Source organism: Streptomyces koelreuteriae (assembly GCF_018604545.1).
Classification (GTDB): domain Bacteria; phylum Actinomycetota; class Actinomycetes; order Streptomycetales; family Streptomycetaceae; genus Streptomyces; species Streptomyces koelreuteriae.
Genome location: NZ_CP075896.1, coordinates 5,911,895 through 5,925,144, shown reverse-complemented (window position 1 = coordinate 5,925,144; position 13,250 = coordinate 5,911,895). Strand labels below are relative to the sequence as shown.

The following is a 13,250-nucleotide window of genomic DNA, read 5'->3' as shown; positions in this document are numbered from 1 at the left end:
CGGACAAGAACTCACGAGCCCCGGTCCAGGGGTCAGGTCCCGGACCGGGGCTGCTCAGTGGGGAACGCGTCCCGGTCAGACGTTAATCGTCGCCGTGATCCTGCGGTCGGTGATCGAGCGCGCCACCTGGATCTCGTACGAACCCTTCACAAACGACCACGAGGCGTTCGTCTCGTCCCAGGTCTCGAAGGCGCGGCGCGGCAGTACGACCGTCGCCTCGACGGTCTCGCCGGGTGCGGCCTCGACGCTCGCGAAGCCGGCCAGCGTGCGTGCCGGGCGGGTGGGGCCGGGCTCGCTCGGGGCGAGGTAGAGCTGGACGGTCTCGCGGCCGGGGCGGTCGCCGGTGTTGCGGAGGCGGACCGTCGCGGTGGTCCCTTCGGCGCTCCCGGCGACCTCGACCGACTCGTAGGTCCAGTCGGTGTAGCCGAGGCCGTGGCCGAAGGGGTAGGCGGGGGTGCGGCCCTGCTGCTCCCAGGCGCGGTAGCCGATGAAGACGCCCTCCTCGTAGGGGAGTTCGCCGTCCTCCGGCACGACCTGGGTGACCGGGGCGTCGGTCAGGGAGCCCCAGGTGGTGGGCAGGCGGCCGCCGGGCTCGTGGGCGCCGGTGAGGACGTCGGCGAGGGCCGCGCCGCCCTCCTGGCCGGGGAACCAGCTCAGGAGCACGGCGGCGACGTCGTCGCGCCACGGCAGTTCCACCGGGGAGCCGGAGTTGACGACCACGACGGTGTTCGGGTTGGCGGCGGCGACGGCGCGGACCAGGTCGTCCTGGCGGCCGGGCAGACGCAGGTCGGTGCGGTCGAAGCCCTCGGACTCGACGCGGTCGGTGGTGGCGACCACGACGACGGCCGTGTCGGCGGCGCGGGCGGCAGCGGCGGCCTCGGCGATCAGCTCGTCGGGGTCGCGCTGCGGGTCCTGGTGGGCGAGGGTGAAGCCGATGACCCGCATGGGGTGCCCGTCGGGCGGCGGGACGGTGTAGGTGAGGGAGACCTCGACCGGTTCGCCCGCGGTGAGTTCGACGCGGGCGTGGGGCACCGGGGCGCCGAAGAAGGCGGCGAAGGGGTCGCCGTCCTCGGCGGGGCGCTGGACGTCGTCGAAGTACGTGGTGCCCGCGACGGTCAGCCTGAAGGGGCCGAGCCCCTTGAAGCCGAGGGTGTGGGTGCCGGTTTCGCGCGGGGTGAGGGTGCCGGTCAGTTCGACGCTGTGCAGGGTGTCGTGGGTGACGCCGTCGGGCAGGTCGTCGCCCATCCACTGGATGTGGCCGCTGGGGGCCGAGCGGGTGCCGAGGACGGTGCCGTCGCTGTCGCGGCAGACGGCGCGCAGTGCGAAGCCCGGGTCGGCGACGGGGAGTTCGGTGTTCGGGTCGGCGCCGAGGGAGTAGGTGAGGCCGCCGTCGGGGAGGGCGGCGGTGAGGCCGTCGAGCGGGGAGACGGTCCGGGCGGGGAAGACCGTGGCGGAGCCGCCGCCGAGGACGCGGGCGTCGCGGGCGGCGGCTCCGATCAGCGCGACGCTGCCGGGCCTCAGCGGCAGCGCGCCACGCTCGTTGCGGACGAGGACGAAGGAGCGGCGGGCGATCTCGCGGGCGAGCGCCTCGCCGTCGACGGGCGCGGGCGGTGCGGTGACGACCGGTTCGACGCCGTCCAGGATGCCGACCCGGGCGGCCAGGCGCAGGACGCGGCGGACGGCCTCGTCGACCTGGGCCTCGTCCGCCTCGCCGTCCCGGACCGCCTGCGCGAGGGCCTCGCCGTAGACGGTCCGCGGGCCGGGCATCGCGATGTCCAGGCCGCCGGCGAGGGCGCCGCTGGTGGAGCGGGCGGCGGTCCAGTCGGAGACGTTGATCCCGTCGAAGCCCCACTCGCCGCGCAGGACCTCGTTGACCAGGTGGTGGTGCTCGGTCATCGTCGTGCCGTTGACGGAGTTGTAGGCGGTCATGATGCCCCAGGGGTGGGCGTTCTCGACGATCGCCTCGAAGGGGGCGAGGTACAGCTCGCGCAGGGCGCGTTCGCTCACCAGGTTGTTCACCGTGAGGCGGTCGGTCTCGGCGTCGTTGGCGACGAAGTGCTTGACGGTGGTGCCGACGCCGCCGGACTGGACGCCCCGGACGTACTCCGTGCCGATCCGGCCCGTGAGGTACGGGTCCTCGCTGTAGGCCTCGAAGTGACGGCCGCCGAGCGGGGAGCGGTGCAGATTGACCGTGGGGGCGAGCAGGACATGGACGCCCTTGCGGCGGGCCTCCTGCGCCAGCAGCACCCCTGCCCGGTACGCGAGTCCGGGGTCCCAGGTGGCGGCGAGGGCGGTCGGTGAGGGCAGCGCGACGGAGGGATCGTCGGCGCTCCACTGCACCCCGCGGACGCCGATCGGGCCGTCGGACATCACCAGCGAGCCCAGCCCCACCTCCGGCAGCGCGGGCAGGCTCCACATGTCCCGCCCGGCCAGCAGCCGTGCCTTGGCGTCCAGATCGAGCTTGCCGAGAGCCGCCTCGACGGCGGCCTCGCGGGCCGCGTCCTGCATCGCCTGTGCTGTATCCGCCACGCCGGCCTCCTCGTTGCAGTCGAGTACGTCCTCATCCTGCCTCGGCAGAATGCGAAGGACTCGGGACGGCGACCAATAGTTGAGCCCAAGGCAAACGAGAGCACCGACTGAGCACCCATGGCGTAGATCACTCCCGTCACGCGATACTGCGGCCGTCCGGCACCACGCCACCGCAGTACCCCCACCGTGACGGAAGGCCTGAACCTCCTTGAATTCCATACGCGTTCGCCTCGGCGTCCTCGGTCTCGCCCTGTTGACCGGTCTCACCACCCCCACCACCGCGAGCGCCGCCGAGACGGCCCCCGCTCCCACCGTCGAGGAGCAGCGGCTCGGCAAGGCGGTCCCGCAGGAGATCCTGCGCCGCTCCGGGTTCGACACCGTGGCCCCGCGGCTGGTCCGGGCGCTGGACGGGGCCCGGTCCTACGGGGAGGCCCGCCGGGCCGTCGCGGCCGAGGGCGCGCAGCTCTGGCGGCGTGCGGTGGACCGGGCGCAGGGGCGTGGACCGGCGGTCGGTGATCTGAGCCGGGACGACGACCGGCCGCTGTACTGGGCCCGCCTCGGCATGACGCGTGAAGTGCGGACCTGGGAGCCGGAGTTCGGGCTGACGGACGGACAGCGGGCCGCGCTGCTGGACGAGCTGGAGCGCACCTCACGCGGCCAGAACGCCATCCGGTATCCGCACGGCAAGGGCCTGAAGCGGATCCTGCTCACCGGCTTCGACCCGTTCACCCTGGACCGGGACATCCGTATCTCCAACCCGTCCGGCGCCACCGCGCTCGCCCTCGACGGCACGGTCATCGAGACGGCGGACGGCCCGGCCCGGATCGAGACGGCCGTGTTCCCGGTGCGCTGGCAGGACTTCACGGAGGGGACGGTGGAGCGGACGCTGCGGCCGTATCTGCCGAAGGTCGACCTGTTCACGACCGTGAGCCAGGGCCGGGTCGGGAAGTTCGACATCGAGCGGACCAACGGGGCCTGGCGGGGCGGCTTCGGGGACAACGACACCATCGGCCGTACCGAGACCGTCCCCGTGACCGACCCGGCCTCACAGCCGCAGTGGACGACGACCACGCTGCCCTACCGGGCGATCGTCGACGCGAACACCGGCCGCTTCCCCGTGTACGACAACACGAGCGTCACCGAGATCCCGGCGGGCGGCACCCAGCCCGTCGTACGCCCCGACGGGCCGACCCCCGGCTCGACCGCACGGCAGGGCGGCGGCGGGGACTACCTCTCCAACGAGATCGCCTACCGGGCGACGCTGCTGCGGGACCGGCTCGGGCTGCACGACCGGCTGCCGGGCGGGCATGTGCACACGCCCGTGCTCCAGTTCGGCGCCGGGAACACCACCGAGGTCACCGACCCGGAGTTCGTGCGGAACCGGCTGGACATCATCGCCCAGGTGCGGGCCATCCTGAAGGCGGCTGCGGAAGAGAGCTGACGTCCCCGTCGCCCTCCACGGCGGAGCCACCCTCCTGAATGTCCTCACCGAGCAGTTCCCGAGCCATGAGGGTGGCTCCCGCGACCGCGCCCGGCATCAGGAACACCGCGACGACCGGCACCAGGAAGGCCGCGGCCAGCGGCGTGCCGAAGCCCCAGACCAGGGTCTTGCGGGAGCGGAGCAGGCCCAGGCGGGTGCGCAGGTCGACGCCCCGGCGCTGGAGGGCGACGGCGGTCAGCTCCTCGGTCAGGAAGAACCCGGTGACGAAGAACCCGAGCACCGGTACGGCCGTCTGGCCGATCACCGGGATGAAACCGCAGGCGAAGAGCAGCACACCCCACAGGGCGGCCCGCACCACGATGCGCAGGCTGTCGCGGCCGGAGATCCACAGTTCGCGCCAGAGCGGCAGGTCCGACTCGGGGGCGTGGCCGTCGGGGGACACGTCCCGGTCGACCTTCTCGGAGAGGCTCTCGTAGAAGGGCTGCCCGATCAGCAGCGTCACCGCGGTGAAGGTGACGACGGCGAGGAGCAGGGCGAGGGCGAACAGCACGGCGGTCAGGAAGCCGCGGAAGAGCCCGAGCCAGGGGCTGGACCAGTCGTCGGCGAACGGCGTCGCCCAGGTGACGGCGTCCTGGCCCCACAGCGCCAGCGCGACCAGCGCCGCCGCGTACAGGACCAGGGTGATCAGGCCCGGGAGCAGCCCGAAGCCGTATTGCTTGCCGTGCCGGGCCACCCATCGCTGGCCCTTCAGCAGGTACTGGAAGCCCACCCCGAGATCGCGCATGGGAAAACCCTATCGGGGCAGGCCCGGACGCCCTCCGCAGGGGCCATCCGGGTCAGCGGTGACACCGACGCGCACTTGTTGCCGTTGAGTCGAACCGGTACACCTCGCCGTACCGATCTCAGTAAGCCCAGGAGGAGGTACACGTGCGCACCACGAGAACCGTTCCTGCGAGACCTGTACTGATCGTCACCCTCGGTCTCGCGACGGCGGGCTTACCCCTGCTCGCCCCGCACGCCGCCGGCGCGGACCCGAAGCCCGTCGTCCGGGAGGGCGCCGCCGTCGACGACCGCGCGGCCGCCCGGGCACCCGCCAGCGCGGCCGGACGCGCCCTGGCCGACGAGACCTCCCCCGCCCCCGCGACCGCCACCCGCGGCTATCCGCGCCGCCAGGTCCTCTCCCCCGGCCCGGAGAACCCCGGCGACAAGTCCCTGAAGCTGGGGCTCACCCCGTACCACGCGATCGCCCCGAAGCTGAACGCCCTGCAACGCCTCGGCGACCGCGTCAGCGTGGAGGTGACCGGCCGCTCGGCCGGCGGCCACCGGCTCTACCTGGTCACCGTCACCGCCCCGGAGACCACCCGCCAGGCCCGCGCCCAGGAGCGGATGCGCGCACTGATCGAGAACGCGCCCGCCACGGCCGCGAAGTCCCGTGAGATCAAGCGCGCGTACAAGGCCCCGGTCTTCGTCAACAGCAACATCCACGGCAACGAGTGGGAGGGCACGGACGCCTCCCTGAAGGTCATCGAGCGGCTCGCGACGGCCAAGGACGCGGCGACCAGGGAGCTCCTCGCGCACAGCCGCCTGTACTTCAACGTCACGGCCAACCCGGACGGCCGTATCGCCGGCACCCGCGCCAACGCGAACGGCTTCGACCTGAACCGCGACTTCGTCACGGCCTCCCAGCCCGAGAGCCGCGTGATGCGGCAGATCGAGCTGGACAAGCAGCCGGCCGTCCTGCTCGACCTGCACGGTTACGTCAACGGCACGCTCATCGAGCCGACCACTCCCCCGCACGGCGAGAACTACGAGTACGACCTCTTCCTGAAGAACTCCTACGCCAACGCCCTCGGCATGGAGTCCGCCGTCAACGCCCTCGGCTACACGCCCGCGAAGGACGGTGTGGAACCGGCGCAGATCCCGTTCCGCGACCAGGAGGAGGGCTGGGACGACTGGCCGCCGATCTTCACCCCGCAGTACGCGGCCTTCCACGGCACGGTCGCCGCCCACACGGTGGAGATCCCGCTGGCGGTGAACAACGAGGAGTACGACACCCTCCTCGTCCCGGAGCTGCGCCGCCGCTCTGCGGTCAACACGGCCGTGGCGGGCGCGGCCGTCCGCGCGACCCTGAACCACGTCCGCGAGCACCGCGCCACCCTCGTCGCCGACCAGATCGAGACCTTCCGCCGCGGCGCGGCCGGCGCCCCGCAGGTGCCGGTCTCACCGAGGACGGTCCCCGGCGTCCCCGGCATCGGCCCGGAGGACGTCTACACCACCGACTTCCCGCGCGCCTACGTCATCCCGCCCGGCGACTCCCGCACCCAGCGCTCGGCCCCGGCCGCCGCCCGCCTCGTCGACCATCTCCTCGCCAACGACGTCCGCGTCACCCGCGCCACCCGCCCCTTCCGCCTCGCCGGACGGACGTATCCCGAGGGTTCGTACGTCGTCGACCTGCGCCAGCCCAAGCGCGGCATGGCGAACGTCCTGCTGGCCGACGGCCGGGACATCAGCGACAAGGTGTCCGTGATGTACGACATCTCCGGCTGGAGCCTGGGCCGGCTGTGGGGCGCCACCGTCGAGCGGGTGACCTCGGGCAGCCTGCGGGGCGCGCCCCTGCGCCCGGTCACCGAGGCCGCACCCGTCGCCCACGTGCCCGCGCACGGCACCCTGCGTCTGCGCCTGACCGACCCGCGCGAGATCGCGGCCCTCAACTCCCTCCTCGGGCAGGGAGTCCCGGTCCGGCAGGCCCGGGACGGCAGCGCGATCGTCCCGGCGTCGGCACGCCGCGCGGCGCTCACCGCCGCCCGCGCGCACGACGTCTCCTTCACGGCCACGCGACTCAAGGGCGAGACGCCCCTGCACCGCCTGCGCGTCGCCGCCGCCGTCACCCCGGGTGAGCTGTTCGCCCTGCGGGAGATGGGCTTCGACGTCACACCGGTCTCGACGGGCGTCCTGAACGCGGGCTTCGACTGGTCCGGCACGGACGTGCTGTTCGTCTCCGCCGGCCTGGACCACGCCGCCCTCACCTCCCCCGCCCGCAAGGCCCTGGACGCCTTCCTCGACGGTCACGGCCTGGTCGGCCGGGGCGCGACGGGAGCGGCCCTGAACGCGGCGGCGGATCTGCTGGCCGTCAAGCCGGTCGAGGGCAACCCGGACGCCAACGGCGTCGTACGCGCGGTGAACTCGGGCCGCCTCACCCAGGACGCCCCCGCGCACACCTTCGTCTACGCCCCGCTGTGGTTCACCGACCTCGGCCCGGGTGTGCGCGAGGAGCAGTCGTACGCGACCGGGAATCCGCTCGTCTCCGGGCACTGGCGTCCCCTCCGGGACGGCACCGGCGGCCCCTCGGCGGCTGCGGGGCAGGCCTCGGTGGTCAGCGGCGGCAGGACGGCCCTGTTCGGCACCGAACCCCTCTTCCGGGACCACCCCAAGGGGGAATTCCCGCAGGTGGCGAGGGCATTGTTCACAGTGGCACACAGCGGTTCAGATGAGGAGAACGGATGACGCAAGAGATCCACGGCACCGTAGCCGACGGCTTCGAGGGGGTACGCGAGGAGTTCGCCGCGTTCGTGGCCGGGGAACGGCCCGACTACGAGGGCCAGCTGTGCGCCTACGTGCGGGGCCGGAAGGTCGTGGACCTGTGGGCGGGGACCGAGGCGGACGCCCTCTACGGCGTGTTCTCGTCCACGAAGGGCGCCGCCTACCTGGTCGTGGCTCTCCTCGTGCAGGACGGCACACTCGAACCGGACCGCAAGGTGACGTACTACTGGCCGGAGTTCGCGGCCGAGGGCAAGGGCGAGCTGACCCTGCGGGATCTGCTCGCGCACCGGGCGGGCGTGGTCGGCACGGACACCGGCTTCAGCCTGGCGGAGCTGGCCGACGACCGTCAGCTCGCCGAACGCCTCGCCGACCAGCGGCCGTTCTGGCGTCCCGGCACGGCGTTCGGCTATCACGCGCTGGTCGCCGGCGCCCTGGCCGGTGAGGTGGTACGCCGTGCCACGGGCCGCACGCTCCAGGAGATCTACCAGGAGCGCGTCCGGACCCCGTACGGCCTGGACTTCCACCTCGGACTGCCGGCCCCTCAGGAACCCCGCTTCCGCAGCACCCAGCCGATGATCCCGACCCCGGAGCAGCAGGCCCTCCTCGACGCCACGCCGACGGGCCCGCACACGCTCGCCTCGATCGCCTTCAACCGCAACGCGAGCGAGCCGACCGACCTGGCCTCGCTGCCCAACATGCCGCTGGTCCGCGCCAAGGGCCCGGCGTCGGTGGGCGGGGTGGCGTCCGCGCGGGGCCTGGCCGGGATGTACGCGGCGGCGATCAGCGGTCTGGGCGAGCAGGCGCCGCTGCTGAAGCCGGACACGGTCGCGGAGTTCGGCCAGTTCCACTCCGTCGGCCACGACCTGGTGGCACGGGCCCACAAGTCGTTCGGCCTCGGCTTCCAGACGACGGCTGACACGTGGCACCCGTTCCTCGGCGCGGGGACGATCGGGCACAGCGGCGCGAGCGGCTCGCAGTCCTTCGCGGACCCGTGGAGCGGCCTCGCCTACGGCTACACGCGCCGCCGGTTCGCGTTCCCCGGCGGGGCGGCCCCGGAGAACGACCGCCTGGCGCGGGCGATCCACAGGGCGGCGCTCGCCTCCTGACCCCGGGCACGGGCGGAGGCCGCACCCCACGTCCAGGGGTGCGGCCTCCGCGTACGCAACGACTGAGGTCAGACCAGCGTCACGGTGATGTTCCCGCGGGTCGCCTTCGAGTACGGGCACACCTCGTGCGCCTTCTCGACGAGCGCCCGCGCGGCACCCGGCTCCACCTTGGGCAGGTCGGCCGAGATCTCGACGATGATCCCGAACCCGTCCCCGTTCTTCCCGAGGCCGACCTTGGCGGTGACGGTCGACCCGGTGAGGTCGGCGCCCGTCTCCCGGGCGACGACGCCGAGGGCTCCCTGGAAGCAGGCGCTGTACCCGGCGGCGAAGAGCTGCTCGGGGTTGGTGCCGGCGCCGCTGCCTCCCATGGCCTGCGGCGGGTTGACGACGACGTCGAGCCGGCCGTCATCGGTGGCCACGCGCCCGTCGCGCCCGTTCTCGGCGGTGGCGACGGCGGTGTACAGGACGTCGGACTGCTGGATCGGCATGCGGTTGTGTTCCTTCGGTCGTCCGCCGCGGCTCGCGCCCGGGCCGAGCGGATTCGGAAAAAACTTACCGCATACCGAAAACCAACAGAAGGCGTCAGAGCTTGACGATCATCTTCCCGGTGTTGTCGCCGCGCAGCACGCCCATGAACGCCTCGAGGTTGTTCTCGATGCCCTCGACGACGGTCTCGCGGTACTTCAGCTCACCGGAGGCGACCCAGGGGGCGACCTCGCGCACGAACTCGGGCTGAAGGTCGTAGTGGTCCCCGACCAGGAAGCCCTCGATACGGCCGCGGGTCGCGATCAGACGGGCGAGGTTGCGCGGGCCCGGGGCGGGCTCGGTGTTGTTGTAGACGGAGATCATGCCGCAGACGGCGATCCGGCCGCCCTGGTTGAGGGAGCCGATGGCGGCCTCCAGGTGGTCACCGCCGACGTTGTCGAAGTAGACGTCGATCCCGTCCGGGGCGGCGGCGCGGAGCTGCTCGCTCACGGGCCCGTCCTTGTAGTTGAAGGCGGCGTCGAAGCCGTACTCCTCGACGAGGAGCTTCACCTTCTCGTCGGACCCGGCGGAGCCGATGACCCGCGAGGCGCCCTTCAGCTTGGCGATCTGCCCGACCTGGCCGCCCACGGCACCGGCGGCGCCGGACACGAAGACGGTGTCGCCCTCCTTGAAGGAGGCAGTGCGCAGCAGGCCCGCGTAGGCGGTGAGGCCGGTCATGCCGAGCACACCGAGGTACGTCGACAGCGGCGCGGCGTCCGCGTCCACCTTCACGGCGTTCTTGGCGGCGACGACCGCGTACTCACGCCAGCCGAGGAAGTGCAGTACGTGGTCCCCGACGGCCAGCCCGTCGACGTTGGAGGCGACGACCTCGCCGACGGCACCGCCCTGCATGACCTTGCCCAGCTCGAACGGGGCGACGTAGGACTTCGCGTCACTCATCCGGCCACGCATGTACGGGTCCACGGAGAGGTACTTGTTCCGCACGAGGACCTGTCCCTCGCCGGGCTGCGGAATCTCCGCCTCGACGAAGGCGAAGTCCTCGGGCTTCGGCCAGCCGACGGGGCGGCTCGCCAGGTGCCACTCGCGGCTGACGGCGGGGAGGGTGGGGGTGTCGGTCATGATGCGCCTGTCCTCACTGGCTCGATGCGGATGTTTCAGTAACTGAAACAACCATGCGCCTGGAAATTTCATGTTGTCAAATAAACGGGTACCCTCGACGGCATGGTTTCCACCTCACCGACCCCGGACTCCCCCCATCCCGACGCACTGACCCTCGAGGTCGTCGAGCTCATCGGGGAGGTCGTGGCCCGGTTCCACGAGGACTACGAGGAGGCGGCGGCGGACCACTCCCTGACCGGGGCGCAGGCGCGGCTGCTGAGTCTGCTGTGCCTGGAGCCGCTGCCGATGCGGAGGCTCGCGCAGCGGCTGAAGTGCGAGCCGTCCAATGTCACGGGGATCGTGGACCGGCTGGAGGCGCGGGGGCTGGTGGAACGACAGCCGGACCCGGCCGACCGGAGGGTGAAGGTGGCGGCGGCGACGGGTGAGGGTCGGGCGGTGGCCCGGAGCCTGCGGGAGTCCCTGCGGTTCGCGCGGGAGCCGTTGGCGGGGCTTTCCGAGGGGGAGAGGGTGGCGTTGCGCGATGCGCTCAGGGGGATGCTGGGGGCTGCGTGACGGGCTGACCCGTATCGGTGCTCGGCGCTTCCGCTGAGGCCGGGGCGTTGCTGCGGGGCGGGTTTGCGGGGTACTCGGCGTCTGCGCCGGGGCCGGGCGGGTCCGCAGCCCGGCGTAGCGGGGTGCCGCTGCGCCCACCCGTGCCGCCCCTAGCGGCACGCATGCCCGCAGCTAGGCGGGATGGGGCGGCCCCCGTAGCGGCGGCCGGCGGCAGCTCAGCCGGGACGCGCCCGCACCCGCGTACGGCGAGAAGGGGACGTGTCGGGGGGTGTCCGCCCGCAGCGGTTGGCGCGTCAACGCCAGTCAATTGGTCTCTCACCCCATCGCGCCGTTCCGAGGACGGACACCCCCCGGCGCGGCCCCGACCCACCACCACCGCGTAGGCGACTACGCGCACCACCACAGGAAGCGGTTGCACGTTCTTGTCGGGGACGGTTCCGGGGTCGGCGTCGGGGTTGTCGGGGCCGCGGTGCGGGTCGGGGGCGGAGGGGGCGTCGTGGGGGCCGAGGTCGGGCGGTTCGGGGACGTTTCCGGCGAGGGGGGCCGGGTCGGCTCGGGGGGCTTCGACTTCTCGGGCTTCGGGGAGGTGGAAGCCGACGGTGAGTCAGATGTACCTGGGGAAGGGGATTTCGGCGCTTCCTCGGACCCGGCCTTGTCGCCCGCGGGGCGGATCGTCTCGCCGGCCTCCGCCGGGTCCCCCTCCGCTTCCGCCGGCTTCGACGTCGACTTGGGCGCGTCCATGCCCAGCTCGGCGAGGCTCAGCCCGCCCGCCGCCAGGATGAATCCCGCCGCGATGAACAGGGTCCGGCGCCGCCTCCGACGGTGCGCGGCCGCCTTCCGGTCCCGCCGGCTCGCCCCGCCCGGGCCGTCACCACGCCGCCGAGCGGCACGCCCCAACGGCTCTTCGTCGTCGTAGACGTCGCCGTCGCGGTCGGCATCGACCCCGCCCGAGTCGTCCTGATCGCCGTACTCACGCTCACGCCGGCGCAGCGCATCCGCCGAGGTGCCGCACCCCGGGCACGTCAGCGCGCCGTTGAGGTGCCGTCGGCACGGGTCGCAGTAGTCCATGTCGCGGGAAGGTTAAGTTCCGCACAGGTCACGTTCCTAGATCCAGCTGTGAAGGTTCTGCACGGACCCGCCTCTCCCCTGGTTTCGAAACTGTCGAAACCGTTATGCGCGCGACCCATTGACACTCCCACCACCCCGTCCTTACTGTCACGCCAGCATTTCGAACGTGTGCCGAAATTTCGAACACGTCGAACTGACAGAACTGAGCCGACGAAGCTGCGAGGGACAACCGCCGTGCGCATCACCGGAATCAGCACACACGTGGTCGGGACGCCGTGGCGCAACCTGACGTACGTCCAGGTGCACACCGACGAGGGGATCACCGGAGTCGGCGAGACCCGGATGCTGGGACACACCGACGCCCTTCTCGGTTATCTGAGGGAGGCCGAGGCCAACCACATTCTCGGCTCCGACCCGTTCGCTGTCGAGGACCTCGTCAAGCGCATGAAGTACGGCGACTACGGCCGCGCGGGCGAGATCGTGATGTCCGGTATCGCCGTGATCGAGATGGCGTGCTGGGACATCAAGGGCAAGGCCCTCGGCGTCCCCGTCTGGCAGTTGCTGGGCGGCAAGGTCACCGACAAGGTCAAGGCGTACGCCAACGGCTGGTACACCACGGAGCGGACCCCCGAGGCGTACCACAAGGCCGCCCAGGGCGTGATGGAGCGCGGCTACCGCGCCCTCAAGATCGACCCCTTCGGCACGGGCCACTTCGAGCTGGACCACCAGCAGAGCCTGTACGCCGTCTCCCTCATCGAGGCCGTCCGGGACGCCATCGGCCCCGAGGCCGAGCTGATGCTGGAGATGCACGGCCGCTTCTCCCCCGCCACGGCCGTACGCCTGGCCAAGGAGCTGGCCCCGTTCAACCCGGCGTGGCTGGAGGAGCCGGTCCCGCCGGAGAACCTCAAGGCGCTGGAGAAGGTCGCCGCCAAGGTCGACATGCCCGTCGCGACCGGTGAGCGCATCCACGACCGGATCGAGTTCCGCGAGCTGTTCGAGAGCCAGGCCGTGGACATCATCCAGCCGGACGTCGGCCATATCGGTGGAATCTGGGAGACCAGGAAGCTCGCGGCGACGGCCGAGACCCACTACATGCTGGTGGCCCCGCACAACGTCGGCGGCCCGGTGCTGACCGCCGCCTCCCTCCAGGTCGGCTTCACCTCCCCGAACTTCAAGATCCTGGAGCACTTCAACGACTTCGCGGACGCGGAGATCAAGAAGGTCGTCAAGGGCGCCCCGCAGGTGAACCCGGAGGACGGCTGCTTCCACCTCTCCGACGCCCCCGGTCTGGGTGTCGAGCTGGACGTGGACGCCGCCGCCGAGTTCCCGCAGCAGCAGGCCCGTTTCGACCTCTGGGCGGAGGGCTGGGAGCAGCGCAAGCCCAAGGGCAGCCAGTGAGCACCGAAGGG

Annotated in this window: 10 protein-coding genes; 5 read left to right on the top strand and 5 right to left on the bottom strand. The window is 72.1% G+C overall.

The window, feature by feature from the left end:
* Positions 1-75: 75 nt before the first annotated feature.
* The gene (locus KJK29_RS26665) at positions 76-2,508 is read right to left on the bottom strand and encodes a glycoside hydrolase family 3 protein (protein ID WP_215124472.1); all 2,433 of its coding nucleotides are present in this window, start codon (positions 2,506-2,508) and stop codon (positions 76-78) included.
* 229 nt (positions 2,509-2,737) lie between these two features.
* Between KJK29_RS26665 and KJK29_RS26660 the strand changes: the two genes are divergently transcribed.
* On the top strand, positions 2,738-3,970 hold the full coding sequence (locus KJK29_RS26660; RefSeq protein WP_215121675.1) for a pyroglutamyl peptidase: 1,233 nt from the start codon (positions 2,738-2,740) through the stop codon (positions 3,968-3,970).
* Here the strand turns inward: KJK29_RS26660 and KJK29_RS26655 are convergent.
* The gene (locus KJK29_RS26655) at positions 3,921-4,754 is read right to left on the bottom strand and encodes an EI24 domain-containing protein (protein WP_215121674.1); all 834 of its coding nucleotides are present in this window, start codon (positions 4,752-4,754) and stop codon (positions 3,921-3,923) included. The two genes, KJK29_RS26660 and KJK29_RS26655, sit on opposite strands and share 50 nt — an antisense overlap.
* A gap of 143 nt (positions 4,755-4,897) precedes the next feature.
* Here KJK29_RS26655 and KJK29_RS26650 point away from each other — a divergent pair, with 143 nt between their 5' ends.
* Together KJK29_RS26650 and KJK29_RS26645 are read left to right on the top strand one after the other, a co-directional pair.
* Positions 4,898-7,474 carry a M14 family zinc carboxypeptidase gene (locus tag KJK29_RS26650; RefSeq protein ID WP_215121673.1) on the top strand — a complete coding sequence of 859 codons (2,577 nt, stop codon included), beginning with the start codon at positions 4,898-4,900 and terminating at the stop codon, positions 7,472-7,474.
* Entirely contained in the window at positions 7,471-8,616 is a 1,146-nt protein-coding gene (locus KJK29_RS26645) for a serine hydrolase domain-containing protein (RefSeq protein ID WP_215121672.1), read from the top strand. Before KJK29_RS26650 ends, KJK29_RS26645 begins: the two co-directional genes overlap by 4 nt.
* A gap of 68 nt (positions 8,617-8,684) precedes the next feature.
* Here KJK29_RS26645 and KJK29_RS26640 read toward each other — a convergent pair whose 3' ends face one another.
* Together KJK29_RS26640 and KJK29_RS26635 are read right to left on the bottom strand one after the other, a co-directional pair.
* Entirely contained in the window at positions 8,685-9,104 is a 420-nt protein-coding gene (locus KJK29_RS26640; protein ID WP_215121671.1) for an organic hydroperoxide resistance protein, read from the bottom strand.
* 94 nt (positions 9,105-9,198) lie between these two features.
* Positions 9,199-10,221, bottom strand: a complete 1,023-nt coding sequence (locus KJK29_RS26635; protein WP_215121670.1) for an NADP-dependent oxidoreductase — start codon at positions 10,219-10,221, stop codon at positions 9,199-9,201.
* A 102-nt stretch (positions 10,222-10,323) separates the two neighbouring features.
* Between KJK29_RS26635 and KJK29_RS26630 the strand changes: the two genes are divergently transcribed.
* Positions 10,324-10,773, top strand: coding sequence for a MarR family winged helix-turn-helix transcriptional regulator (locus KJK29_RS26630; RefSeq protein WP_215121669.1), 450 nt, complete (start codon positions 10,324-10,326; stop codon positions 10,771-10,773).
* A 387-nt stretch (positions 10,774-11,160) separates the two neighbouring features.
* Here the strand turns inward: KJK29_RS26630 and KJK29_RS26625 are convergent, their stop codons facing one another.
* Positions 11,161-11,841 carry an SCO2400 family protein gene (locus KJK29_RS26625; protein WP_215121667.1) on the bottom strand — a complete coding sequence of 227 codons (681 nt, stop codon included), beginning with the start codon at positions 11,839-11,841 and terminating at the stop codon, positions 11,161-11,163.
* A 234-nt stretch (positions 11,842-12,075) separates the two neighbouring features.
* Between KJK29_RS26625 and KJK29_RS26620 the strand changes: the two genes are divergently transcribed.
* Positions 12,076-13,239: a mandelate racemase/muconate lactonizing enzyme family protein gene (locus tag KJK29_RS26620; RefSeq protein WP_215121666.1), complete on the top strand. Its 1,164-nt coding sequence runs from the start codon at positions 12,076-12,078 to the stop codon at positions 13,237-13,239.
* Positions 13,240-13,250 lie beyond the last annotated feature (11 nt).

What these genes read in the sequence shown, in the direction of transcription:
- KJK29_RS26665 (WP_215124472.1), bottom strand. Translation starts at nt 2,508, where the DNA reads ATGCAGGACGCGGCCCGCGAGGCCGCCGTCGAGGCGGCTCTCGGCAAG.
- KJK29_RS26655 (WP_215121674.1), bottom strand. Translation starts at nt 4,754, where the DNA reads ATGCGCGATCTCGGGGTGGGCTTCCAGTACCTGCTGAAGGGCCAGCGA.
- KJK29_RS26645 (WP_215121672.1), top strand. Translation starts at nt 7,471, where the DNA reads ATGACGCAAGAGATCCACGGCACCGTAGCCGACGGCTTCGAGGGGGTA.
- KJK29_RS26640 (WP_215121671.1), bottom strand. Translation starts at nt 9,104, where the DNA reads ATGCCGATCCAGCAGTCCGACGTCCTGTACACCGCCGTCGCCACCGCC.
- KJK29_RS26635 (WP_215121670.1), bottom strand. Translation starts at nt 10,221, where the DNA reads ATGACCGACACCCCCACCCTCCCCGCCGTCAGCCGCGAGTGGCACCTG.
- KJK29_RS26630 (WP_215121669.1), top strand. Translation starts at nt 10,324, where the DNA reads ATGGTTTCCACCTCACCGACCCCGGACTCCCCCCATCCCGACGCACTG.
- KJK29_RS26625 (WP_215121667.1), bottom strand. Translation starts at nt 11,841, where the DNA reads ATGGACTACTGCGACCCGTGCCGACGGCACCTCAACGGCGCGCTGACG.